We start from the raw sequence: 24,766 nt of genomic DNA on the forward strand, positions 1-24,766 counted from the left end.
GGCTGGCCGTCGCCGCTGTTTCATCCTGTCATGCAGCGCATCGAGCCGGCGCGCTGCCGATGCTTGCCACGGCCGCCCTCGCCTCATGCTCGAGCCTGTTGCGTTGCTCGCTCCGCGCCCGTCACCGTCGCGCGACCATCCTCTTCCCGACTGGCTGCTTGCCGGCAAGCTGGAGCCACCGTTGCCGCGCCCGGGCGCGGTGCTGCGCGAGGCACTGCTCAGCACACTGGATCGGGCGCGGGCACGCCCGCTCACCCTGCTGCTGGCGCCCCCCGGCTTCGGCAAGACCACTGTGCTGGCGCAATGGCATGCCCGTCTGCAGACAAGCCAGCACATGGCCGTGGCGTGGCTGTCGCTGGATGAGGAAGACGCCGATGCCGCGCGCTTCCTCGGCCATCTTGCCCTGGCCCTGCAGCACGCGGGCGCGGATGCCGCACTGTGCGCCAGCGTGCTGCACGGCTGCGACCAGGACCCACGCAACGCCGTCCCCCTGTTGATCCGCGCCTTGCGCAACGCACCGCGTCCGATCAGCGTGATTCTCGACGACTACGACCGGGTCGGCAGCGCATCGGTCGATGAACTGGTGCTGCGGTTGATCGAACACGGCGGCGGGCGGCTGCATCTGTTGCTGGCCACCCGCCGCATCCCGGCACTGCCGCTGGCGCGCCTGGATCTGCAAGCCCAACTCAGCCGCCTTGGCAGCGTGCAATTGGCACTGGACGCAGACGAGGCGCGCACGTTGCTGGGACCGCAGATCCCTGCACCGATGGTGGATGCCTTGCTGCGCTACACCGAGGGCTGGCCAGTGGCCTTGCACCTGGCCCGGCTCTGGCTGGAAGGCGATGCGCAACGCCAGCAGGAAGTGACGGCGCGCTTCTCCGGCCGCAGCGCGCAGATCGCCGCCTACCTGGCCGAACAGGTCGTCAACGATCTGGATGCGGACACGCGCGACCTGTTGCTGCGCACCAGCCACCTGAAACGCATCAATGCGTCCCTTGCCGATACACTGCGCCAGCGCGAGGACAGCGGTCGCCTGCTGGCGCGCCTGGAACACTTCCATGGCCTGCTGGTGCCGCTGGACGGCGAGCGCGAATGGTTCCGCTATCACCGGCTGTTTGCCGACTTCCTGCAGCAACTGCTCGACCGCGAGCATCCCGGCCAGGCCGTGCACCTGCACCAACGCGCGGCGCGCTGGTGTGGCGAGCACCAGCATCTGGCCGACGCGGTACGGCATGCCGCACGTGGCGAGTGCGGCGACCTGGCCGCCAGCTACATCGCGCGTGCCGGCACCTGGCAACTGGTGCTGACCCACGGCACACACGAAGTCCGCGCACTGCTCCGGCATTTCGAACACCGCACCATCCGCGACACCCCGGCGCTGAATCTCACCCAGGCGCATCTGCACGCAAGGCTCGGCGAGTTCAGCCATGCGCGTCTGCTGCTGGAACGTTTCCGCGACTTCCCGGCGGCGCTGCGTGAGCCCTTGCAGCGCGACTACACGGTGGTGGTGGCGCTGCTGCGCGACCGCCTGGATGAAATCTGCGGCAATCCACACGGCCTTAGCCAGATCGCCGCGCAGGCCGGCGCACTGGACGAAGACGACCACCTGGGCCGCGGGATGCTGCTGTGCATCTGCGCCAACACCGCGCTTGCACAAGGCGCCTTTGCAGTTGCCGAGCGCCATGCACTGGCCGCACGCGATGCCATGCGCCGCGGCGGCAGCGATCTCGGTGCCAGCCAGGCGCTGCTGTCGCTGGGGCAGAGTCTGTTTTACCGCGGCCAGCTCGGCGACGCCGAAGCCTGCTACCAGCAAGCCCTGCAGTGCTGCGCCCGCTCACCAAAGCTGGACCGTGTAGTGCAAGCCGCAGGTCAGTGCCTGCTTGCGCAGCTGCACTACGAGCGTGGCCACCACGACGATGCGGCCGACCTGCTGCATCCGGCGCTGGAACTGCTCGAACAACACGATGGCAGCGCCGATGTCCTGGCAGCTGCCTACGACACCGCACTGGGCCTGGAACGCGTGCGCGATCGCAGCGGACGCAGTGCCCTGGGGTTGCTCGAACACATCGAACAGATTGCCCACGAGCGCAAGCTGGCGCGGCTGTCCGAACTGGCCGCTGCGTGGCGATTGATGGTGCTGCTGGAGCACCCCGGCACGACGGCCATCGACCTGCTGATCGCCCGCACCGGCGGCGAATCCGGCCTGGCCCACACGTTGCGCGCCGCGCACCGCTGGCGCGACCGCGCCGCAATGGGCTTTGCGCTGGCGCGCTGGCATCGGCTGGCCGGGCGCAGCAGTGCGGCGCTGAGCATTCTTGGCCAGATCGAGCAAGCCTGCCTGAGCAACGACAATGCCTGCCACCTCGCGCGCACCCGTGCGCGCATCGCACTGGTGCTGCAGCAGCGCGGCGAACTGCTCGAGGCACTGCCGCCGCTGTACAGCGCACTGGATCACGTAGCGCTGACCCAAAGCTGGCAGGCCATCGTCGAGCTGGGTCTGCCAGCCAAGGCGATGCTGCGGTCGCTGCGCCAGCACGACCCGCACACCGTTGGCGGCACCACGCGTGCATTGACCATCCAGGCCTTGCTCGAACGGCTCAGCGGCGACGAAGACCCGGCCAGCGACATGTTCAGCGAGCGCGAACTGGAAGTGCTGGCGCAGCTGGCACGCGGCTATTCCAACAAGCAGATCGCCCGCCACCTGCACCTGTCGGAGAACACCGTCAAGTTCCACCTCAAGAACCTGTATCGCAAGCTCAATGCACGCAGCCGCGAGGGTGCGCTGGCACAGGCTCAGCAACGGGGCGTGTTGCACGGCCAGGATCCCCAGCAAGCAGAAGATGCGCCCCGCTGAGTGGTGGAGCTTGCCCGACCTGCGTCTTCACGGACGGCGGCGCCTGCGCTCGCAGCGCGTGAGTGCTGCAAGCAACGCTCAAGTCAATGCACCGGCAATCCACACGCCACAGATGCACGCCGCCCGCGACAACATCAGCCGAAGCTCAGCGTGCCCTTCATCATCGCCCAGTGTCCGGGGAACGAGCAGAAGAACGTATACGCGCCGCCCTTGGTCAACTTGCTGGTGGCAAAGCTGACCGTGGCGCTCTCGCCGCCGCCGATGACCTTGGTATGCGCGATCACGCGCGCATCGGCCTTGGGCAGATAGCTGTCGGCAAGGGTAGACCGCACGCCGGCATTGGCGATCGGCTGGAAATCGGCGGTCTTGGTCAGCACCCAGTTATGCCCCATCACGGTGGGGGCCATCTTGCCGGAATGCTTGAGCGTCACCTCCACCTGCGTGCAGTCCGGCGCGATGGTGATGGCGCTCTGGTCGAATTTCATCTGGTCGTTGCCGGTGATGGTCACCGCACAGGTCTTTGCCCAGGCCGAAGGCGCCAGCCCCAGCAAGCCCAGTACCGCGATCGTCGAAAACAGTTTCAAGGCATGACTCCTGCAATAAGAAATACACCACGCGCCCAAGGCAACCATCGCTGCGCGCACAGCGTCGGCGCTTCCAGGGTAATGCCTTGTCGAGGTCAACAGAACATCCACAGGCCGCTATCGCAGTGCGCAGGCGATGACCGGTGCCACGTAGCACCGCCACACCTCGCCATGACCCTGCAGGCCTGGCTCAACCGTCTGCATCAGGCATGACGGAAGAATGCGTCCATGTGCGCGTCCGTGGCCGACGCCCCCTGCGGCGCCTGGAACGTGCCGCGCTTGCCGGCCATCATCTGCACGAAGGCCTGCTTGAAGCGCGCCATCTCCTCGGGTGCGCCCACAGTGATGCGCGACCAGGTTGGCCACACCGGCCAGCTGCGTCCGATGAACGCGCCGAAGCTGGCCATGGCGTCCTTGAAGCCGTCCGCCGGTTGCTTCACATCGACCATGAAGCGATTGCTCTGCGATAGCGATGCAGGCGTAGCCCTGCGCGCGCAGCAACCCGATCACATCCTCGCGTGGAGCGGCGGTGCGGGCGCGCCATTGCGGCACCAGTGCAGTGTCGCGCAGGCTGGCCAGCCCGGCTGCGGCCGCCGTTACCGGCAGGCTGTTGACGCTGTAGAACATCAGCTTGGCCAACAACTCCGGCCGTGCCGCGACGTAACCCAGGCGGATGCCGGCCATGCCGTAGAGCTTGGAGGAGGTGCGCAGCACCACCACGTCTTCGCCCCGCCGCCACCATGTCCACCCTGCTGCGGGTGTTCTGCGCGAAGTGGATATAGGCCTCGTCCACCATCAGCACGCTGCCCTTGGGCTTGTGCGCCAGTGCGTAGTCCAGGTCCTTGCGCGCGGTCGCCGAACCGGTGGGGTTGTTGGGATTGCAGATGTAGATCACGCCGGCATGCGCATCGGCACTGCACATGGCTTGCACGTCATGCGAGAAATCCTTGCGCAGCGGCACCTTGATCAGCTTGGCGCCATTGCGCGTGGCTGCGCGCCATCCCGACTCGTAGATGGGATCGGCAGTCGCCAACGAGGCGCCAGGCGAGGCAAACGCCAGCATCGTGTAATCCAGCGGCTCGGTGGAGCCGGCATGAGCCATCAGGTGATCCAACGGCAACCTGAGTTCGGCTGCCGGCGTGGTCATCGGCTCCAGTTGCACGTCACGCAGATAGCGCCCACCTTGCGGAGCGATCTGGGTGATCGCCCTGATCGTCGCCGGGCATGGCCGGTCCGGATGTTCGTTGCAGCCGACCATCACCGGCGACAACGCGCCGGCAGTTGGTGGCGCGATGGCGGCGGTGAGAACGGCGGCCAGTGCCGCCGCCAGCTGATCGGTATTCAAGCGCTTAGGCAGGCAATCGCCCCCTGGAGTGTGGAGTGTGGCGCGTGATGAGTGACCGGACCCGCTCCCCAAGACCGGCTGGCACCGCGGATGCGGCACGGATCGACCATACCCAGCACGGTTCCGCAGCAGAGGCGGTGCGGAGGGTAGGCTCTGCGCAGGTGGATAGGCTGCTACCGAATCGAACCATATGAATGCGCAGCATCCGTGCGCTCGGCGCCTATGTGTTTCCGTGGCAAGGCATTGGCGACACAGGCATTGGCACTGCGCCGCATGGCCGCGAACCGCTCGTACACAACGCGCCGACCCGCGTGCGGCGCTTTGGGCATGGCAGCTCTCGCACGCTTGCCATGCAAGGGCGAATCGACAACGCTGCAGCGCTACGTCCTGGGCCTGCGCATGCCGACCGCACCGATTTCCCTGCTACTGCTCGACTTCGATGGCGTGCTCGCGCGCTATTGGCGGCCACGCCGCCTGGCCGCCCTGGCAACGGCCGCTGCCTGCACCCCGCAGCGCGTCCAGCAGGTGCTGTTCGAACAGGGACTGGAGCGCGCCTACGATGCCGGCGCGATCGACACGCCGGCGTACCTGAGCCAGCTCAGCGACGGTCTGGGGCACCCGATCGATCAGGCCACCTGGATCGCTGCGCGCGTGGCCGCGTGCCGTGCAGACCCTGCGGTGGTGGCGCAGGTGCTGGCGGTATCAGCGACAACCGCGGTGGCCGTGCTGACCAATAACGGCCCATTGATGGCCGAGGCGATTGCGCAGATCGTGCCGTCGCTGTTTCCGCTCGTGCAAGGGCGCGTGTTGTGCAGCGGCGCACTCGGCGGGCGCAAGCCGGACGTGCAGGTGTATCAGCGTGCGCTCGACGCCCTCGGGGCACACGCGTCTGGCACCCTGTTCGTCGATGACCTGTTCGTCAACGTCAGCGGCGCCCGCGCCGCAGGATTGCATGCCGATACCGTGCGCGATGCGCGCGCATTGCGGCGGGTGTTGAAGCGGTATGGCTTGGGGTGAGGGTACGGGATTGCGACGCACGCGCCTTCCATACCCTCACCAATCAGCGCCCTACCCGCCGCCACGCAACAGACCAAGCGACCACTCACCGCTGCGCGACGTACTCGGCAATCGCCAGCCGCAGGCGCGCCAGCCCATCGGCCAGCTCGGCATCGGTCAGATTCAGCGCCGGCACGAAACGCAATACATCCGGCCCCGCCTGCAGCGCCAGCAGCCCGTGCTTGGCCGCCAGGTCGAGGATCGCGCCCGCCTGGCCGGCATGCGCCTGCGCCAGCACCGCGCCGAGCATCAGGCCGCGCCCGCGGATCTGCGCAAACAGGCCGAACTCGGCATTCAATGCCTCCAGCCCCGCGCGCAACGCAGCCGATTGACGTTCCACATTGGCCGCAATCTCCGGCGAGGCCAGCTTGCGCAACGCCACCCGTGCCACCGCCGCAGCCAGCGGATTGCCGCCGAAGGTGGTGCCGTGCGCGCCGAACTGCATGGTCTGCGCCACCTTGGGGCCGGCCAGCATCGCACCGATCGGGAAACCGCCGCCCAATGCCTTGGCCAGGGTCACGATGTCCGGCGTCACCTGCTCCTGCCAATGCGCGAACAAGGTACCGGTGCGGCCCATACCGCACTGGATCTCGTCCAGCACCAACAAGGCCTCATGCTGGTCGCACAGCGCGCGTGCGCGGGCCAGGAAGCCTGGCGCTGCCGGCATCACCCCGCCCTCGCCCTGGATCGGCTCCACCATCACCGCCGCCACATCGCCAGCGGCCATCGCCGCGTCCAGCGCCGCCACATCGTTGAAATCCACATAGCGAAATCCGCCCGGCAGCGGCTCGTAGCCTTCCTGGTACTTCGGCTGCGCGGTGGCGGTGACCGACGCCAGCGTGCGGCCATGGAAACTGCCGCGGAAGGTGACGATCACGCGCCGCTCGGCCGGGCGGCCCTGATCGCTGGCCCACTTGCGCACCAGCTTGATCGCCGCCTCATTGGCCTCGGTACCCGAATTGCACAGGAACACCTTCTCGGCGAAGCGCGAGGCGCCCACCAGTTCTTCGGCCAGCTTCAATGGCGGCGCGCTGTAGAAGATGTTGCTGGTGTGCCACAGCTTGCCGGCCTGCTCGGTGAGCGCGGCCACCAGGTCCGGATCGTTATGGCCCAGCCCGCTGACCGCGATGCCCGAGGACAGGTCCAGATACTCGCGCCCGGCATCGTCCCACACGCGACTGCCCTGCCCACGCTCCAGCACCACCTGGCGCGGGCGATAGACCGGCAGGTAGTAGTGCGCAAGGGACAGGGGCGAATCGGCAGCGGTGCTCATGATGATCGGTCGCAGAAGCGGAAAGGGAACGGGCATTCTCGCGCATTCGCGCGCATTCGCGCGCATTCGCGCGCCTGCGGCACAATGCACGCATGCGCCCTCTTTCCGATCCCCAGCTCACGCCCGCCACCGACCACGGCTGGCGCCGGCACTGGTTCGACATCATCTACCGGCACGACACGCGCCCCTCGCGCAACTTCGACCTGATGCTGGTGGCGGCCATCCTGGCCAGCGTGGGGGTGATCATGATCGACAGCGTGCCGCGCATCCATGCGCGCTCGGCACACTGGCTGGTGCCGCTGGAATGGGCCTTCACGATCCTGTTCACACTGGAATACGCCTTGCGCCTGGCGGTGGTGCGGCGGCCATCGCATTACGCGCTCAGCAGTTGGGGCGTGATCGACCTGCTGTCGATCCTGCCCAGCTACCTGTCGTTCTTCGTGCCCGGTGCGCAGACCCTGTGGTGGTGCGGGTGCTGCGCATCCTGCGCCTGTTCCGCATCCTCAAGCTCACCCGCTACATCCAGGAAAGCGGGCAACTGGTGGACGCGCTGTGGCGCAGCCGGCGCAAGGTGCTGGTGTTCCTGTTCAGCGTGCTCACCATCACCGTGATCGCCGGTGCCACGATGTATGTGATCGAAGGCCCGCAACACGGCTTCACCAGCATTCCCACCAGCATGTACTGGGCCATCGTCACCATGGCCACGGTGGGTTTCGGCGATCTGGTGCCGCAGACCACGCTGGGCCGCTTCGTCACCTCGGCGCTGATCCTGATCGGCTACAGCATCATCGCCGTGCCCACCGGCATCTATACAGCCGAACTGGCCACCACGCTGCGCGAAGGTGGCCATACCGGCAAGCGCGATGCTCGCAACTGCGCCCGCTGCGGACTGGAAGGCCACGCGCCGGATGCGCGCTACTGCCGGCAGTGCGCCGAGCCGCTGCCGGCGCTCGGCAACGGCTGACGCAAGGCTGCGCAGCCCAATGCATGGCGCACCGCCGCCAGGCGCAACCGCCGCGACACTCGCCACGTGCATGGCAGTACTACAACGCCCTGCACGCAACGATGCCCCACCCGACCGCGGCGTGCGCGCACGCGCCGCACTCAGTCGAGAAACAGATCGGGCAACACGCTGCGCGACGGATCGACCGCATAGCCGCTGAAGTCGGTGATGCCGGCCTGCGCCAGCACCTGCTCGTCGATCAGAAACTGTCCGTGGAAGCCGGCCGCGGTGCGGGTCAGCAGCGCATGCGCCGCATCGGCCACGATCTCCGGCCGGCGGCAGGCAGCGGGATCCACACCGGGCAGCATGTTGATCGCATCGGTGGCGATCACCGTGCGCGGCCATAGCGCATTGACCGCCACGCCTTGCGGGCCGAATTCGGCAGCCAGCCCCAGCGTCACCAGGCTCATGCCCATCTTGGCCAGCGTGTAGCCGGTATGCGCGCCCCACCACGCCGGATTCAACGAGGGCGGCGGCGCCAGACTGAGGATGTGCGGATTGGGCGCCTGCAACAGGTGCGGCAGGCAGGCCTGCGCGCAGGCGAAACTGCCGCGCGCATTGACCTGCTGCATCAGGTCGAAGCGCTTCATCGGCGTGTCCAGCGTGCCGCGCAACCAGATCGCGCTGGCGTTGTTGACCAGGATATCGATCCCGCCAAACGCGTCCACGGTGGCGGCCACAGCGGCATGCACCTGCGCTTCGTCGCGGATGTCGCATTTGAGCGCCAGCGCCTTACCACCTGCCGCCACGACGGCCGACGCCGCGCCATGGATGGTGCCGGGCAGTTTCGGATTGGCCACCGCCGACCTGGCCGCGATCGCCACATTGGCCCCGTCCCGCGCCGCCCGCAGCGCGATCGCCAACCCGATCCCGCGCGAGGCACCGGTGATGAAGAGGGTTTTGCCTGATAACGTCATGGGATTAGGGAGTCGGGATTGGAGATTCGTAAGAGCTTATTCTTTCATTGCTCCCACCGACCAACCCACCGCTCAAGCCATACGCTCTTGCGAATCCCCAATCCCGAATACCCAATCCCCGCCTTCAGGGCTTCGGGCCCTGCCCCTCGTTGTCTTCCCAATGCAGCACGCGGCGGGTCACGAAGCGGTAGACCGGCTTGCCGGTGGCGAACCACAGCTCGCGCACCCAGGAGCGGCGCGTGAGTACGCGGCGTTCCACCGGGGTGATGGCGGCCGGGCAATACATGCGCTTGTGCTTGAGCAGGTGGCGCAGGTCTTCACGTGCAAGCAGACGCATCCAGCGCGCGCGTGGGTGGCCGCGCACCGCCAGCTGGAAATCGATCACCGCCGGGCTGCCATCGTCCTGCACCAGCCAGTTGGCTTCCTTGGCCAGATCGTTGTGCGCCACGCCGCGCCGATGCAGCTGTTGCAACAGCCGGCGCGCCTGCCGGAAATACGCCAGGTCCCCGCGCGGCGGGCGCTGGTACATCGCATCGCCGGCCAGGTAGCTGCGGTCCAGATGACGCCCGTCCCAATGCAGCAGGCGCGGCGTCCGCGGCAGGCCGTCCAGCTGGCGCAGTGCCAACGCTTCGCGCCGCGCCAGCCACCACGCCACGCCGCGCAGCAGCCACGGTGCCACGCTCAGGTCGCGCCGCACGAACACGCGGCCCGCGTCGCGGATCAGCAGGATGCGCCCGAAGGTATCGGACTTCAGCGGCAGGTTGCCGGCGGGATCGTCGCTCATCGCCCATTGTAGACGGGCGGTCAGCATCGCCACATCGCCAATGCGAGCGCCGCTGTGCCAATGGCATGCAACGCCGGGGCGGATGCAACCTGAAGTGAAGCAAACCGTCCGATGTGAGCATGGCGCAAGTCAGTCGTCGCCATGCCCGCCTATAATTCGGGAATGAACTCATGGATCGACGCCACGCTGGAGTGGATCGGACACCACCCCACCTTGGCTGGCGTGGTGATCTTTGCCATCGCATTCTGTGATGCGGTGATCGTGCTGGGGGCCATCGTGCCCGCCTTGCCGCTGCTGTTCGCCATCGGCGTGCTGATCGGGCTCGGCCAGATCAACGGGCCGTATGCGGTGGTCTGCGCCACGCTGGGCGCCTTCGTCGGCGATGCGCTGAGCTTCTGGGTGGGCCACCGATGGGGCCACCAGTTGCATACCTATTGGCCGTTCCGGCGCTATCCGCAGTTGCTGGAACGCGGCGAGCTGCTGTTCCGGCGCAATGCGTTCAAGAGCATTCTCATCGCCCGTTATGTGGGCGCGGTGCGGCCGTTCGTACCGGCCATCGCCGGCATGTCGCACATGCCGTTCAAGCGCTACCTGATCGCCAGCGGGCTGGCCTGCATTTCCTGGGCACTGCTGTTCCTGGTGCCGGGCTGGGTGCTGGGCACCGCCTACGACGCGGTCGCCGCCGTGGCCGGGCGCCTGTTCGTGGTGGTGGCATTGCTGGCCGCGGTGATCGGGCTGGCCTGGGCCATGGTGCTGTATTCGTATCGCTGGTCCGCCGGCCACCTGGATGCACTGCTGGCGCGGTTGCTGGAGTGGTCGCATCGGCATCCAGTGCTGGGCAACTGGTCGGTCAGCGTGTTCGACCCACGGCGCCGCGAATCGGTGCCGTTGGCGATGATGGCGCTGATGCTGTTGCTGCTCGGCTGGGGCTGGTTCGTGCTGCTGATGGTGGTGCTGGCGCACGGCGAGCCGCTGCGCGTGGACCTGGCCGTGCACGACCTGATGCTGGCGCTGCGCAACCCGCTGGCCGATTACCCGATGGTGGCGCTGGCCTCGCTGGGCGACTGGCAGGTGCTGCTGCCGGCAATCGCCGCGGCGATGGGCTACCTGGCCTGGCGCCGGCGCTGGATGGCGGTGACGCACTGGGTGATCGCACTGGCGTTCGGCCTTGCGTTGACACAGTTGCTGGGCGCGACCGTGCAAGTGGTGCGCCCGCCTGCGGCCAGTAGCGGGTTCGGGTTTCCGTCGGTGGCGGTCACCATGGCCACCATTGGGTTTGGCTTCTTTGCGTTGTTGATTGCACGCGAACTGCCCGGCCGACGCCGGGTGTGGCCGTACCTGGTCAGTGGCGCGATCGTCTCGCTGATTGGCTTTGCGCGGTTGTACCTGGGCGCGCATTGGCTCAGCGATGTGGTCGGCGGCATGTTGTTCGGCATCTTCTGGCTGCTGGTGCTGGGCATTGCCTACCGCCGCCGCGCCACCCGGGCGTTCTGGGTCAAGCCGGTGTCATGGATCTTCTATGGCGTGTTCCTGGGCGGCGCGATCTTCTTTGCGCCACGCAACCTCGACACCAAGCTGGCCAAGTTCGAACCGCCACCGCCGTTGCTGATGGAACTGCCCGCCAGCGCGTGGTGGGCCAGCCAATGGCGCCTGCTGCCGGCGCGCCGCAACGAATTCGACGACGACCAGCGCTGGCCGCTGGACGTACAGCTTGCCGGCTCGCTGGCACCACTGCAGCGCCAGCTCCAAGCGCGTGGCTGGCGGACACAACCGCAGGCCGGCTGGGAACAGGCACTGCACCTGCTCGACGTCAGCGGCCGCCCGGACGAGGTGCCGATCCTGCCGGCCACCCTCGACACGCAGGTCGAAGCCTTGCTGATGGTGCGCCATGCGGCCCCCGGCCACGTGCATGTCCTGCGCCTGTGGCCCGCCGCCGCACGCCTGCAGCCCGATGCGCAGCCGCTATGGGTCGGCAGCACCCAGACCTTGCGCTATAGCCGCCACTTCAGCCTGATCGGGCTGTGGTATCCGCTGCGCGGCGTGGACCCTGCCTTGAGCGCCTTGCGCGACGCACTTGGCCCATTGCCGCATCGCGTGGAGCAACGCCCCCGCTCGCAGGTGCCGGTGATCCTGATCGACAGCACCTCGGGCAGTGCAGTGCGTGGCGGAAACAACGACGACGCTGCAGCGCAGACGCAGACCGCTGCGTTCGATCCAGCAGCATCAGGTTCGCCACAACAACGCCGTTGATCGATCGGGCAACAGACGATTGGCTGGCGATCGCGCGGCCGTGTTGATATGGAGTGTCAGCAACGCCTCTTGAACGCTGTATCGATGGCGGTCACGTGCTGACGTCCTGTAGAAACAGATGAATTTTCAGGGTGAACGCTTGGCTAGCCGAGCGCACGGTGCCCTCACCACTTGCGGGACACGCCGTGAACCCATCCATGGGGGCTCGATGGCGGCATCCATGCCGCCAACGGTCCCGCAAGCGGCGAGGACACCGCATCAGGACGTTTGTCGGTGATCCACCGAAGAGCAGAGAACACTGCGCTGCCTGGTTACTTGCGTCGCATGGTTTGCTATCGCTTGAACACTCGGCGCACCGACCAACTGGACTGGACCTTGCCCGCTCACCGTCGCAGGACCTTACGCGGCATGGATGCCGCGTCAGAGCTTACAAGGACGGACTTGCAGCGTGTCCCGCGATGGTGGGCGGGCAAGGGCCCTGCAGCCAAGCCGCAGCCGCTCTACAACCAACGCATCCGCACCGTTTCATTACCTCTCAAGGTGGCCGAGAGCTTGTGTTTCAGCGCCGTTTGGATGCGCACCAGCCGCGCTGGTCAAGGGCGCGACGCCTCACCACAACACGCCATCCACTGGCTGCATCGGCTCCGGCGCTTGCTCACCAATGGCCTGAAGCGCATCGATCTCCACCGTGCGGCACATGGTATCCAGCGGCAGGTCGTGGATGGTGTTGGCGAACGGGTCGACCAGTTCATCGCCGATCTTCAGCACCGCCAGAAACATCAAGCCGGCCACCGTCGATCCCACAGGCGTGGCGTACTGCAGCGTTTCCACCAGGCCGATCGGCAGCAGCACGCAGAACAACCGCGTGAACAGGTTCGGATAGAAGCGATATTGATACGGCAGCGGCGTATTTTTCAGGCGCTCCATGCCGCCTTGCGCATTGGCGATGTCCACCAGGATGCGTTCGACGCTGGCCTGCTGGATGCTGTCGATCCAGCCCTCGCGACGCGCCTGTTCGACGCTGCGCCCGGTGGTATCGAGCAAGCCGTTCGCCACGTTGGTGCGCACCACCACCGCCGCCGCTTCGTCGGCGTCCACATGCGGGGCCAACGCCATCGCTATCGGCAAGCGGCGCAGTTGGCAGCGCAGTGCGTTGACGTAGGCAATCTGCCGCAGCGCAATGGTGCGCCCAAGATCGCCGGCTTTCGGTGCAGACAGGATACTGACGCTCAAGCGCACCAGATTGCGCGAGGCATTGATCATCTGGCCCCACAGCACCCGCCCCTCCCACCAGCGTTGATAGGTGGAATTGGCGCGAAAGCCCAGGAACAACGCCAGCGCAGATCCAAAGATGGTCAGCGGCAACGCCGGCGCACGGAACGGCAGCACGTAATAGATGATGGTAATCAACACATCCCATACGAACAACACCGCCAGGGTCCGCCAGACCTGGCCGATCACATCTGCCACACGCGGCTTTACATCGACAATCAAAGGCGCACTCCATCAAACAAAAGAAACGAGTAACGCCATTACGCGCATCCAGCGCATGGATGCGGTCGGTAGCGCACTCAAGCGTGCGCAGTGTGCCGTTGCCACGGTGCAAGCGCGGTGATGGGGCCGATCGAAACCACTGCCCCACGCCGCCGAAGCGATTGAAAGGCGTAGCGAGAGGCTATCAGTTGGATGTGCACGGTCTGCAGGAACAGAGTGCACACATGGCGCATGAAAGTTCGGAGCGCAGCCGCTTTATCTGCTGCTCTTAAGGCATCCAGGCCAGCAATTGATCCAGCCGCCGATGCGGATCGTCCTGCTGCAACAGCGATAGCCGCTGCTGCTCGGTCAATGGCAGCAGCTCGGCCAGCCGCCAACCAACCCAGGCGGCCTGATCCATCAATCCCGGTCCCACCGATGCAAATTCGCCACCCACCTGCTCCAGCATGCGCTCCAGCACCGTGGACAGCAGGCCGTGCTCGGGCCGCAATTCGTCGTCCGGATCCGGTTCGCGCAAGGCGACATCTCCCACCACCAGACCGTTGTCGCGAATGCGCGAGCGCTGTACGTGGAAACGCCGCGTGCCACGCAAGCGCAGCACCAGCACACCGTCGGCGCCTACATCGAAATCCTCGATGCGTACTTCGGTACCGAACGCGGCCGGCGTGGCCGGCATGCCGACGTCGTTGCCCTCCAGGATCAGGCACACGCCGAAGCTGGTGCCGTTGCGGCCGCATTCGCGTACCAGATCCAGATAGCGGCGTTCGAACACGCGCAGACCCATCGCCGCGCCCGGCAACAGCACGCTGTGCAAGGGGAACAGCGGCAACGCGCTGGTGTCGGCGGTGGCGGGGATCGGCGCCATCAGGACAGCTGCGCCAGGAAGCGACGCGGCGCACCATCGAAACCGCCATTGGACATGAACACCACATGGTCGCCGGGCTGCGCCAGCTCGCCCAAGGTGTGCAGCAATGCATCGACGTCATGCGCCACGCGCGCATCGCCGCGCACCTGCGCGATGATCGGCGCCGCGTCCCAGGGCAATTCTGGCCGATGCAGGAACACCACCGCATCGGCATCGTGCAGCGACGGCGCCAGCGCCAGCGCATGCGCGCCCAGGCGCATCGAGTTGCTGCGCGGCTCCATCGCCACCAGCACGCGCGCCGCACCCACCTTGGCACGCAGCCCCTGCAGCGTGGTCGCAATCGCGGTGGGGTGATGCGCAAAGTCGTCGTAGACGGTGATATCGCGCGCCTGGCCCAGCACTTCCAATCGTCGTTTGACGCTCTGGAACTGCGCCAGCGCCGGCATCACCGTCGCCGGATCCACACCCACCGCATGCACCGCGGCCAATGCGGCCAGCCCGTTGAGCACGTTGTGCCGGCCTACCAGTGACCACTGCACCTGACCGATCTCCACACCGCGATGGGCCACCGCAAATGTGCTGCCATCGGCGGCGATCAGGCGGGCGCTCCACTCCAGCCCGGCATCGAAGCCGAAGCGTTCCACCGGCGTCCAGCAGCCCATGGCCAGCACCTCGGCCAGCCGCGCGTCGTCGCCGTTGGCGATCAACCGCCCACGCGCCGGTACGGTGCGCACCAGATGATGGAACTGCCGCTGGATGGCGGCCACATCCGGAAAGATATCGGCGTGGTCGTACTCGAGGTTGTTGAGGATCGCCACCAGCGGCCGGTAGTGCACGAACTTGCTGCGCTTGTCGAAGAACGCGGTGTCGTACTCGTCGGCCTCCACCACGAATTCGCGGCCCTGGCCCAGCCGTGCGGAGACGCCGAAGTCCTCGGCCACCCCACCGATCAAGAAGCCCGGCGACCGCCCGGCGGCCTCGAGCAGATAGCTCAGGATGGTGGTGGTGGTGGTCTTGCCATGGGTGCCGGCCACCGCGAGCGTGTCGCGGCCCGGCAATACCTGTTCGGCCAGCCACTGGGCGCCGGAGGTGTAGCGACGGCCGGCATCGAGCACCGCTTCCACCGCCGGATTGCCGCGCGACAAGGCATTGCCGATGACCACGTCAGTGGCATCGGGCGCGATGTTCGACGGCGCGTAGCCCTGCGCCAGCGCGATGCCGAGCGTTTCCAGCTGAGTGGACATCGGTGGATAGATGGCTTGGTCGCTGCCCTCCACCTGCCAGCCCAGCTCGCGCGCCAGGGCGGCCACACCGCCCATGAAAGTCCCGGCGATGCCGAGGATGTGAAGTTTGGTCATGCCGCATATTGTCGCCGATCACCGGAGTTGCGGGACATTCCAATCCGCCCTCGGCCCCGGTGTCGGGAAACCCTACCGTACTGTCGGGAATTTCCCGATATGCGAACTGCATCACATCCATCACTATGCTGAGCGCCAGTCGCAGCAGCCCTTTGGTCCTACTCCCCAAGAGGCCAAATCCCCAGGGAGCTCATGCTGTCGGGGCTCTGAGCAAGCTCACTACTGGCGTTATCCTGCCCCGGTCGTCGTGTACGACCGGGGTTTTTCTTTGTTTGGAAGAGGTCAGATTCGCAGGTCTTGCACCTGCGCCGCGGCGCTGCCATGGGCGTGCCGCGTCAAGGACCGGGCATTGCGCCCGGCCGGATGCGCTCAGCGGCCGAGCGCCTTGCTGATACGCTCCAGCACTTCATCCAGCGAGCCGACACCGTCCACGCGCGCCAGCTTGCCGCGCTGCTCGTAGAAGCCGATCACCGGTGCCGTCGAGTCGGTGTACACCTGCAGACGCTTGCGTACCGATTCGGGATTGTCGTCTTCGCGGCCTTCGGCCTTGGCACGCCCGGCGATGCGCTCGACAAGCAATTCGCTGGCCACATCCAACTGCACCACTGCATCCAGCGGCTGCCCGATCTTGCCGAGCAGGTCGTTCAGCGCATTGGCCTGCGCCACGTTGCGCGGATAGCCGTCGAGGATGAAGCCCTTGGAGACGTCGGGCTGACCCAGACGCGCTTCCAGCATGCCGAGCAGGATGTCGTCGGACACCAGATCGCCGCGCGCCATGACTTCCTTGGCCTTCAGGCCCAGCGGCGAGCCAGCGGCCACTTCGGCGCGCAACAGGTCGCCGGTGGAAATGTGCGGGATGTCAAACGTGTCTTTGAGACGTGTCGCCTGGGTGCCCTTGCCCGAACCGGGCGGTCCCAACAGAACCAATCGCATCAGTGGACTCCACTTTCGAAGAAAAACGCGTTGCGGTTGGCGGCGTTAGACTCAGGTCTTCGCCAGCGCTGACCGCATGGTCGTGCAGCTTACCGCATCCGGGGAATGTCCCGGCACTGTCCCTTGCGCCATCGCCCCTGTGAGGAGCCTGTCCCCTATGACCACCGGCAATCTGTTGTATGCCCAGTCTGGCGGCGTCACCGCCGTCATCAACGCCACTGCCGCCGGCGTGATCAGCGAAGCACGCGCGCGCAAGATCAAGGTATTGGCCGCGCGCAACGGCATCCTGGGCGCATTGCGCGAAGAGCTGATCGATACCTCCAAGGAGTCGGCCGCCGCGATCGCCGCACTGGCGCAGACGCCCGGCGGCGCATTCGGCTCGTGCCGCTACAAGCTCAAATCGTTGGAGCAGGACAGCGCCAAGTACGAACGCCTGCTCGATGTGTTGCGCGCGCATGACGTGCGCTGGTTCCTCTACAACGGTGGCAACGATTCCGCCGACACCGCCTGGAAGGTCTCGCAACTGGCCAAGGCCTATGGCTACCCGCTGCACTGCATCGGCGTGCCCAAGACCATCGACAACGATCTGGCAGTGACCGATACCTGCCCCGGCTTCGGTTCGGCGGCCAAGTACACCGCGGTGTCGGTACGCGAGGCCGCGCTGGATGTCGCCGCGATGGCCGATACCTCGACCAAGGTCTTCATCTACGAAGCGATGGGCCGCCACGCCGGCTGGCTGGCCGCAGCGGCAGGCCTGGCAGGACAAGGCCCGGACGACGCACCGCAGATCATCCTGCTGCCCGAGCGTGCCTACGATCAGGCCATGTTTCTGGCCAAGGTGAAGCAGGTGGTGGAAAAGGTCGGCTGGTGCGTGGTGGTCGCAAGCGAAGGCATCCAGGACGCGCGCGGAGAATTCGTCGCCGATGCCGGCGGCGCGGCCGACTCGTTCGGCCACGCACAACTCGGCGGCGTGGCGTCGTTCCTGGCCGCGCAGGTCAAGCAGGAGCTGGGCTACAAGGTGCACTGGACGCTGCCGGATTACCTGCAACGCTCGGCACGCCACCTCGCCTCCAGGACCGATTGGGAACAGGCCCAGGCTGTCGGCAAGGCCGCCGTGCAGTACGCACTCAAGGGCATGAACGCGGTGATCCCGGTGATCGAACGCGTCAGCGACGCGCCGTACCGCTGGAAGATCGTGCCGGCCCCGCTGCACAAGGTGGCCAACCATGAAAAGAAGATGCCGCCCAGCTTCCTGCGCAAGGACGGCTTCGGCATCACCGAGCGCGCCCGCCGCTATTTCGCCCCGCTGATCAAGGGCGAAGCACCACTGGCCTACGGCAGCGATGGCCTGCCCAAGTACGTCAGCCTGAAGACCGTCGCGGTGGCGAAGAAGCTGCCGGCCTGGGAAGGCTGAGCACAGACAGACCTCCGCGCTCCAGGTGGTGACGCATCAGCACCTGGACAGGCAAACGATGGCATTCGGCCGCATCCCCGCACCAGCATGAAGGCCGGTAGCCGCTGCGTCGCCGAACGACCAGGTCAACGGTAACGTGATGTAGCGTGCACCTTGTTGCGACCCCTGCCAGGAGCGCTGCGTGCCCATTTACAATGCCAACACATGTTGCTCAGGATCGCGCAGGACGCGCTTGGCGCCAAGGTCCATGGACGTGGTGCCATGCCGAACATCGGTCAGCCCCAAGCGATTTCCGTCCCCGCAACATTGCATGCGGGCATCAGTGTGCTGGACACCGTGGCCGGCATCGCACGCGACCATGCCTCCAGCTGACACCGACCACGCGGCGCTGCGTTTATTCAAACATGATCCGGAATTGGCGACCGAAGCGACTTAAATTGCCGGATCGACTGTGCGACAGCTGTGCGATGGATCCGTCGAGACGCATCGACCTTTGTCAGGCCTTGCTCGGCACCGGCAGCACATCGGACATGCCCTGCTGGCGCGGTGTCCCCATGAGGAGAGGTGGGCTGACCAAGCGCGCCCAATTCGCCATTGGCACCCTGGTGGCGGGATCACCGAGAACGATGACCTGCCGCCTTTACTGACAGGCCTTGCCTTCCATGGTTTGCTGCGCGGCGAACATCGGCACCTGCGGGATCTTGCCTGCGGCGGCCTGCTGCTTGGCATCTTCCAGATAGATGCGCGACTGGCCTTGCCCATCCAGCTGCGGCTTGGCATCCACCGGCTTGCGCCAGACACGCACGACCGCCTGCTGGCTCGGACAGGTGGCGCTGGGGACGCGGATCACATCGTTGAAGATCCAGCCGGATGCCACGCTGGGCGCGGCCTTGGCATAGTCCACGAAGCGTGCACGCGGCTGACAGGTCGGGCTGCTACGCACCACCGAGAAGGTGTATGGCTGCGCAGCATTGCCGGTGAACACGCCTTCCAGACGCGCGCAGGCTTCCGGAATCTGGCGCAAGGTGTGTACTGCCCCAACCGCCTGCGCGCTCCCGGGTGCACGCGCCTTCAGCTCCGGCGTGGGGTCTGCGGCAAACGCGCTGCCGGTGAGCAGCAGGGCGCTCAGCAGGACGGCATAACCGCACGCGGCATGGTGGGACATGGTCACTCCTTGGATCGCTCGATCGGATAGGCCGCAGGCTGTCACGCGGCAACTGAACGACATGCCAAAGCCGCGATGCTGGCAGCCACGCACGCTGCGGCGCATACTCGGCCGCGATCCGGCCACTTGAACATCGCGACGCGCATTATGGCCCTTGCGGCCGTCGAGTTCGTATTCGCCGTCTACTCGTCGTGCATCGCCCCCCTGGTTCATCCCGACCGGATGACATCCATTCTCTGGGAGGGGTCATGCTGGAACATTATGGGTTATCGCTTGCGCTGGGATGTGCGGTCTTGGCAATCGTCTACGGAATCGTGTCGGCGCGCTGGGTGGTGGCGCAGCCAAGCGGCAACGCCCGCATGCAGGAGATCGCCGCTGCGATCCAGGAAGGCGCACGCGCCTACCTCAACCGGCAATACCTCACGATCTCGATCGCCGGCGGGGTGTTGTTCGTGCTGGTCGGGCTGTTCCTGAGCTGGTACACCGCGATCGGGTTCGCACTGGGCGCAGTGCTCTCCGGGCTGGCCGGCTACATCGGAATGAATGTCTCGGTGCGCGCCAATGTGCGCACCGCCGAGGCCGCACGCCACGGGATCGGCAAGGCGATGGATGTGGCGTTTCGCGGTGGCGCGATCACCGGCATGCTGGTGGTGGGCCTGGGCCTGCTTGGCGTGGCCGGGTATTACGCCGTGCTGCAGCGCCTGGGGCTCCCGCTGGAGCAGAACCTGCATGCCCTGGTCGGACTGGCGTTCGGGTCGTCGCTGATTTCGATCTTCGCGCGCCTGGGTGGCGGCATTTTCACCAAGGGAGCGGATGTGGGCGCAGACCTGGTGGGCAAGGTGGAGGCCGGCATCCCCGAAGACGACCCGCGCAACCCGGCAGTGATTGCCGACAACGTGGGCGACAACGTGGGCGACTGCGCCGGCATGGCGGCGGACCTCTTCGAGACCTATGCGGTCACCGTGATCGCCACGATGCTGCTCGGCAGCCTGACCCTGACCGAGACCGGGCCGCATGCGGTGCTGTATCCACTGGTGCTTGGCGGGGTGTCGATCATCGCGTCGATCGTCGGCGCGGCCTTCGTCAAGGTGAAGACGGGCGGCTCGATCATGGGGGCGCTCTACAAGGGCGTGATCGTCTCCGGCGTCCTGGCCGCACTGGCCTACTGGCCGATCACCCAGGCGCTGATGCGCGACAACAGCCATGGCGCCACGTCGGTGTACGTATGCGCCTTGATCGGGCTGATCCTCACCGGCCTGATCGTCTGGATCACCGAGTACTACACCGGCACCCAGTACACGCCCGTGCAACACGTGGCATCGGCCAGCACCACCGGGCACGGCACCAACATCATTGCCGGCCTCGGCATTTCGATGAAGTCCACCGCACTGCCGGTGATCGCGGTGTGCGCCGCGATCTGGGGCGCGTTCCATTTCGGCGGCTTGTACGGGATCGCCATCGCGGCCACCGCCATGCTGTCGATGGCCGGCATGATCGTGGCGCTGGATGCCTATGGCCCCATCACCGACAACGCTGGCGGCATTGCCGAAATGGCCGAGCTACCGCCGGACGTGCGCAATATCACCGACCCGCTGGATGCGGTCGGCAACACCACCAAGGCGGTGACCAAGGGTTATGCGATCGGATCGGCGGCGCTGGCCGCGCTGGTGCTGTTTGCCGACTACACCCACAACCTGCAGGCCGCCAATCCGAACGAGGTCTTTGCCTTCGACCTGTCCGACCACACGGTGATCATCGGCCTGCTGATCGGCGGCCTGATTCCGTATCTGTTCGGTGCCATGGCAATGGAGGCCGTGGGCCGCGCGGCGGGCGCAGTGGTGGAGGAAGTCCGCCGCCAGTTCCGCGAGATTCCCGGCATCATGGCCGGCACCGCCAAGCCGCAATACGACCGTGCGGTCGACATGCTGACCCGCTCGGCGATCCGCGAAATGATCGTGCCCTCGCTATTGCCGGTGGTGGTGCCGATTGTGGTGGGGCTGTTGCTGGGGCCGCGCGCACTGGGCGGCCTGTTGATCGGCACGATCGTCACCGGCTTGTTCCTGGCCATTTCCATGACCACTGGCGGCGGCGCCTGGGACAACGCCAAGAAATACATCGAGGATGGTCACTTCGGCGGCAAGGGCAGCGAAGCGCACAAGGCGGCGATCACCGGCGATACCGTGGGCGACCCATACAAGGACACTGCAGGGCCAGCCATCAACCCGTTGATCAAGATCATCAACATCGTGGCATTGCTGCTGGTGCCATTGCTGTGAGCAGCGCAGGCCACGCCGCCGGGATCCTCCGGTGGCTCGCGATGCAGACTACACGGCCGGCCACGGTACCCAGGTCGACACTCTGATCCAGTGCGGGGCAGCGAACTGCACCTGGCTCTGGCAGGCCTGCTGCCTGCAATATCCTGCGCCGGCTAACGGATGGGCTCCGGCGCAGGATGAGTTGCAGTTCAGTCGAGCGTTGGCCAAACCCGCACAGGACCTTGCGGTGGGCGTTGCAGCGACAACGGCGAGCGTATGACCAGCGCCTCTCGGGTTTTGCCGAGCCCGATGCCATACAGAACCTGCATGGCATCGCCCCCTCCCCGCAACGCTGCACGCTGAACACCCAACGCCCGCCTGCCGGCAATGCAGTGACTCGCCTGCGAGCGCGAGCGCTGACCGCCGTGCCGTGCCGGTCATCAATCCTCGAATAAGGCGATTCGCCTCGACGTTGATCACAGACAGCCGATCAAGCCATCGTAGATCGGCGGCGCACCGCCGGGCAGCGGTTCGAACAGGGGGTTGGTCACGGCAAGCACGCGATACATCTCGTCCAGGCGGGTGCCGGCTTTCAGTGGCGCGATGCAACGCCAGACCCGGCTGTCCGAGCGCAGGTAGCCACTGCGTGGGTCGACGCTGACCTCGCTGGCGCCGAAGGTCCAGATGCAGCTACGCACCACGCCGGTGAGGCGATGGACCGAACAGCGAAAGCGCAGCGGCTGGTAGTCGCTGAACTCGCCACCGCAGAAGGTGTCGCCGCAGATGTTGTCGAAGTCACGGTCCAGCCGTTGCTCCAGATCGATGAAGGCCTCCCAGCCCTCTCCATTGGCCGGCCAGTCCACGGCGTCCACATAGGTCGGTGGCGGCGTTGCCGCGGCGGCGACAGGTGCGGTGAGCGAAAGCAGCAAGACGACGAGCAAGCGCGGGAGCCTGAGCATGGCGGTTTCCGAACGGTGGATGAGCCTGCAGCGTGCGCCTCGGTGCCGACCCGCCGGGATCGGGCGGTTGCCAGCAATGGATGCAGGCTATGCCGTATTCGGCCGTCAGAACATTGCCTATTCAGTGTCGCTGCAGCGCAACAGCCGAACGCGTAGAATCGCGCTCCACACACAGCTGACGCCTCGGAGCTACGCGCATGGGTCTTGAACTGGTCACCTCTGGCAAGAATCTGCCGGAAGAAATCAACGTTGTCATCGAAATCCCCAAGGATTCCGAGCCGGTCAAGTACGAAGTGGACAAGGCCAGCGGCGCGATCTTCGTCGACCGGATCCTGTCGACCCCGATGCGCTACCCCTGCAATTACGGCTATGTGCCCAACACCCTGTGCGGCGATGGCGATCCGGCCGACGTGCTGGTGGTGCTGCCACTGCCGCTGGTCCCGGGCTCGGTGGTGCGCTGCCGTCCGGTCGGCGTGCTGCGCATGAGCGACGAGGCGGGCAGCGATGAAAAGATCCTGGCGGTGCCGATCGAGAAGATCTTCTCAGGCTACGCGCACATCGAAGACATCAGCCAGGTCTCCAGCCACTGGATGGAGCGCATCGGCCATTTCTTCGAGCATTACAAGGACTTGGAGAAGGGCAAGTGGGTGAAGCTGGATGGCTGGGGCGGCGCTGCCGAGGCCAAGCGCATCCTGGTCGAATCGGTGGAACGCTATAATTCCGACGCGCCCTGAGCCGTTGGCCGTCACCTTGCTCCGTGAGCATGGAGCGACCGGGATCACGCTTTTGCCGTGATCCCGGTGACCGCCGTCGGCAGATCGGGTACATTGCCGGACTGCGTTTGGCCGGCGCCTTGCCGCCGGTGACTTCTGGGGAAGTGTCTTGCGTATTCTGTTTGTTGGGGACGAAGCCAGCCTTCCGTCCGACCTGGTCGATTACGTCTCCGATCTCGGCGACCAATGGCAGGCGCAGCAGGTGGCCGATGGAAATTCGGCGATCGAGGCTGCCGCGTTGTCTCCGTTCGATGCGGTCATCGTTGCACCGACTCTGCCCGACCTGACTGCCGCCACCTTGCTGGGGCAGATCCGGACGCTGCGTCCGGACACGATCCGGATTGCATTGATCGATGCCCAGGATGGTCAGCGCACGCCGCCGGCCCGCATCATCGGCGTGGCCCATCGCTTCCTGCCGATGCCGCTGGCGCCGGAAGTCCTGCTCGAAGCCGTCACCAGCCTGGAAGAGCTGCGCGACCTGCTCGGCAACCCGCGCCTGCGTGCGGCCATCGGCCGGATCGAAAAGCTGCCGTCGCCGCCGCATCTGTATCTGAGCCTGATGCATGCACTGGAAGAAGACGATGGCGCCGATGCGGCCGACATCGCCAAGCTCATCTCGGGCGACCCGGCAATTGCAGCTAAGGTGCTGCAGCTGTGCAATTCGGCGTTCTTTTCCGGCGGCCGCAGCATCACCGATCTGCGCACGGCCGTGACCCGCCTGGGCGTGGCGACGCTGCGCGACCTGGTGCTGGCGAGCGAAGTGTTCTCGGTGCAGACCCTGACCCCGGCCGAGCGCAGCGCGATGCAACGCCGCGCCCTGCTCTCCTCGCGTCTGGCGGCCAAGGTATTGCCACCCACCAGCGCGGAGCTGGGTTCCACCGCCGCGCTGCTGGCCGACATCGGCCTGCTCCTGCCCGGCGTGCGCGATGAGCGCGAGCCGCTGCCGGAAGGCGGCGACGAGCGCCTGGGCCATACCGAAGCCGGCGCCTATCTGCTTGGCCTGTGGGGCCTGCCGATGCCGATCATCGAGGCAGTGGCTTTCCATCGCCACCCGCAGCGTTCCAGCCTGCGCAGCTTCTGGGTCACCGGCGCGGTACATGTGGCCACGGCACTGGCCAGCGGCGAAACTGTGGACGAGGAGTATCTGTCCAAGGTCGGCGTGATCTCCCGCCTGCCGACCTGGCGCGAACAGGCCGACACCTTGCTGGGCCTTACCGAGGCGTAAGCGGCGGCCGTCAGGGGCAGCGATCGAAGCAGCGAGAAGGCGCGATGGAATCGCGCCTTTTTCTTTGCCGCATTGCTGCCGCGTGATGACGTGCGTGGGATGGGCGATAGACGTTGCGGCTGAGCTCTGCCGTCAGGCGCCCCGCAACGGGCTATCCGCGGCGCTGGATTTAGACCTGGAACATCTGCGGTCCGAGCCAGACCGAGGGTTATGGCAGTCGGACTCGGGATTCCGTGGCCAGACGTCATAGACCATGCAC

18 protein-coding genes and 2 pseudogenes are annotated in these 24,766 nt (G+C 66.2%); 9 read left to right on the forward strand and 11 right to left on the reverse strand.

Annotation, left to right across the window (positions count from 1 at the left end; all coding sequences use genetic code 11):
- Positions 1-85: 85 nt before the first annotated feature.
- Positions 86-2,854 (forward strand): winged helix-turn-helix domain-containing protein, encoded by a 2,769-nt coding sequence (locus tag XCSCFBP4642_RS0115290; RefSeq protein ID WP_029220566.1) that lies wholly within the window; start codon positions 86-88, stop codon positions 2,852-2,854.
- A gap of 134 nt (positions 2,855-2,988) precedes the next feature.
- On the opposite strand, the gene azu is transcribed toward XCSCFBP4642_RS0115290, so the two are convergent.
- Both azu and XCSCFBP4642_RS24955 read right to left on the reverse strand, forming a co-directional pair.
- Entirely contained in the window at positions 2,989-3,438 is a 450-nt protein-coding gene (gene azu, locus XCSCFBP4642_RS0115295) for an azurin (protein WP_029220567.1), read from the reverse strand.
- A 203-nt stretch (positions 3,439-3,641) separates the two neighbouring features.
- Positions 3,642-4,795 (reverse strand): annotated as a pseudogene (locus XCSCFBP4642_RS24955) (pyridoxal phosphate-dependent aminotransferase).
- Positions 4,796-5,182: 387 nt separating this feature from the next.
- Between XCSCFBP4642_RS24955 and XCSCFBP4642_RS0115305 the strand changes: the two are divergent.
- The gene (locus XCSCFBP4642_RS0115305; RefSeq protein WP_029220568.1) at positions 5,183-5,800 is read left to right on the forward strand and encodes an HAD-IA family hydrolase; all 618 of its coding nucleotides are present in this window, start codon (positions 5,183-5,185) and stop codon (positions 5,798-5,800) included.
- 85 nt (positions 5,801-5,885) lie between these two features.
- Here the strand turns inward: XCSCFBP4642_RS0115305 and XCSCFBP4642_RS0115310 are convergent, their stop codons facing one another.
- The gene (locus XCSCFBP4642_RS0115310) at positions 5,886-7,112 is read right to left on the reverse strand and encodes an acetylornithine transaminase (protein ID WP_029220569.1); all 1,227 of its coding nucleotides are present in this window, start codon (positions 7,110-7,112) and stop codon (positions 5,886-5,888) included.
- Between the two features lie 245 nt (positions 7,113-7,357).
- Between XCSCFBP4642_RS0115310 and XCSCFBP4642_RS24960 the strand changes: the two are divergent.
- A pseudogene (locus XCSCFBP4642_RS24960) lies at positions 7,358-8,076 on the forward strand (ion transporter).
- A gap of 140 nt (positions 8,077-8,216) precedes the next feature.
- Here XCSCFBP4642_RS24960 and XCSCFBP4642_RS0115320 read toward each other — a convergent pair.
- Together XCSCFBP4642_RS0115320 and XCSCFBP4642_RS0115325 are read right to left on the reverse strand one after the other, a co-directional pair.
- Positions 8,217-9,032 carry an SDR family oxidoreductase gene (locus XCSCFBP4642_RS0115320; RefSeq protein WP_029220570.1) on the reverse strand — a complete coding sequence of 272 codons (816 nt, stop codon included), beginning with the start codon at positions 9,030-9,032 and terminating at the stop codon, positions 8,217-8,219.
- Positions 9,033-9,156: 124 nt separating this feature from the next.
- Positions 9,157-9,816, reverse strand: coding sequence for a serine/threonine-protein kinase (locus tag XCSCFBP4642_RS0115325; protein ID WP_029220571.1), 660 nt, complete (start codon positions 9,814-9,816; stop codon positions 9,157-9,159).
- Positions 9,817-9,978: 162 nt separating this feature from the next.
- On the opposite strand from XCSCFBP4642_RS0115325, the gene XCSCFBP4642_RS0115330 reads away from it, so the two are divergent.
- Positions 9,979-12,066: a bifunctional DedA family/phosphatase PAP2 family protein gene (locus tag XCSCFBP4642_RS0115330; RefSeq protein ID WP_029220572.1), complete on the forward strand. Its 2,088-nt coding sequence runs from the start codon at positions 9,979-9,981 to the stop codon at positions 12,064-12,066.
- Between the two features lie 609 nt (positions 12,067-12,675).
- Here the strand turns inward: XCSCFBP4642_RS0115330 and XCSCFBP4642_RS0115335 are convergent.
- The 4 genes from XCSCFBP4642_RS0115335 to XCSCFBP4642_RS0115350 all read right to left on the reverse strand — a co-directional run bounded on the left by XCSCFBP4642_RS0115335 (position 12,676) and on the right by XCSCFBP4642_RS0115350 (position 16,716).
- A complete protein-coding gene (locus XCSCFBP4642_RS0115335; RefSeq protein WP_029220573.1) occupies positions 12,676-13,560 on the reverse strand; it encodes a bestrophin family protein in 885 nt (294 codons plus the stop codon).
- Positions 13,561-13,828: 268 nt separating this feature from the next.
- Positions 13,829-14,425, reverse strand: coding sequence for an LON peptidase substrate-binding domain-containing protein (locus XCSCFBP4642_RS0115340; RefSeq protein ID WP_029220574.1), 597 nt, complete (start codon positions 14,423-14,425; stop codon positions 13,829-13,831).
- Entirely contained in the window at positions 14,425-15,792 is a 1,368-nt protein-coding gene (gene mpl, locus XCSCFBP4642_RS0115345) for a UDP-N-acetylmuramate:L-alanyl-gamma-D-glutamyl-meso-diaminopimelate ligase (protein ID WP_029220575.1), read from the reverse strand. Before mpl ends, XCSCFBP4642_RS0115340 begins: the two co-directional genes overlap by 1 nt.
- Before the next feature lie 360 nt (positions 15,793-16,152).
- On the reverse strand, positions 16,153-16,716 hold the full coding sequence (locus XCSCFBP4642_RS0115350) for an adenylate kinase (protein WP_029220576.1): 564 nt from the start codon (positions 16,714-16,716) through the stop codon (positions 16,153-16,155).
- 157 nt (positions 16,717-16,873) lie between these two features.
- Here XCSCFBP4642_RS0115350 and XCSCFBP4642_RS0115355 point away from each other — a divergent pair, with 157 nt between their 5' ends.
- Together XCSCFBP4642_RS0115355 and XCSCFBP4642_RS29250 are read left to right on the forward strand one after the other, a co-directional pair.
- Entirely contained in the window at positions 16,874-18,130 is a 1,257-nt protein-coding gene (locus XCSCFBP4642_RS0115355) for a 6-phosphofructokinase (RefSeq protein WP_029220577.1), read from the forward strand.
- Between the two features lie 204 nt (positions 18,131-18,334).
- The gene (locus XCSCFBP4642_RS29250; protein WP_160170380.1) at positions 18,335-18,502 is read left to right on the forward strand and encodes a hypothetical protein; all 168 of its coding nucleotides are present in this window, start codon (positions 18,335-18,337) and stop codon (positions 18,500-18,502) included.
- A gap of 268 nt (positions 18,503-18,770) precedes the next feature.
- On the opposite strand, the gene XCSCFBP4642_RS0115365 is transcribed toward XCSCFBP4642_RS29250, so the two are convergent.
- Entirely contained in the window at positions 18,771-19,295 is a 525-nt protein-coding gene (locus XCSCFBP4642_RS0115365) for a hypothetical protein (RefSeq protein WP_033898432.1), read from the reverse strand.
- A 248-nt stretch (positions 19,296-19,543) separates the two neighbouring features.
- Here XCSCFBP4642_RS0115365 and XCSCFBP4642_RS0115370 point away from each other — a divergent pair, with 248 nt between their 5' ends.
- Positions 19,544-21,571: a sodium-translocating pyrophosphatase gene (locus tag XCSCFBP4642_RS0115370; protein WP_029220579.1), complete on the forward strand. Its 2,028-nt coding sequence runs from the start codon at positions 19,544-19,546 to the stop codon at positions 21,569-21,571.
- A 455-nt stretch (positions 21,572-22,026) separates the two neighbouring features.
- On the opposite strand, the gene XCSCFBP4642_RS0115375 is transcribed toward XCSCFBP4642_RS0115370, so the two are convergent.
- Positions 22,027-22,509, reverse strand: a complete 483-nt coding sequence (locus tag XCSCFBP4642_RS0115375) for a hypothetical protein (protein ID WP_029220580.1) — start codon at positions 22,507-22,509, stop codon at positions 22,027-22,029.
- 197 nt (positions 22,510-22,706) lie between these two features.
- On the opposite strand from XCSCFBP4642_RS0115375, the gene ppa reads away from it, so the two are divergent.
- Positions 22,707-23,243 (forward strand): inorganic diphosphatase, encoded by a 537-nt coding sequence (gene ppa, locus XCSCFBP4642_RS0115380; protein WP_029220581.1) that lies wholly within the window; start codon positions 22,707-22,709, stop codon positions 23,241-23,243.
- Between the two features lie 148 nt (positions 23,244-23,391).
- Positions 23,392-24,507, forward strand: a complete 1,116-nt coding sequence (locus XCSCFBP4642_RS0115385) for an HDOD domain-containing protein (RefSeq protein WP_029220582.1) — start codon at positions 23,392-23,394, stop codon at positions 24,505-24,507.
- Positions 24,508-24,766: the final 259 nt, after the last annotated feature.

It is taken from the genome of Xanthomonas cassavae CFBP 4642, from assembly GCF_000454545.1.
Classification (GTDB): Bacteria; Pseudomonadota; Gammaproteobacteria; order Xanthomonadales; family Xanthomonadaceae; genus Xanthomonas; species Xanthomonas cassavae.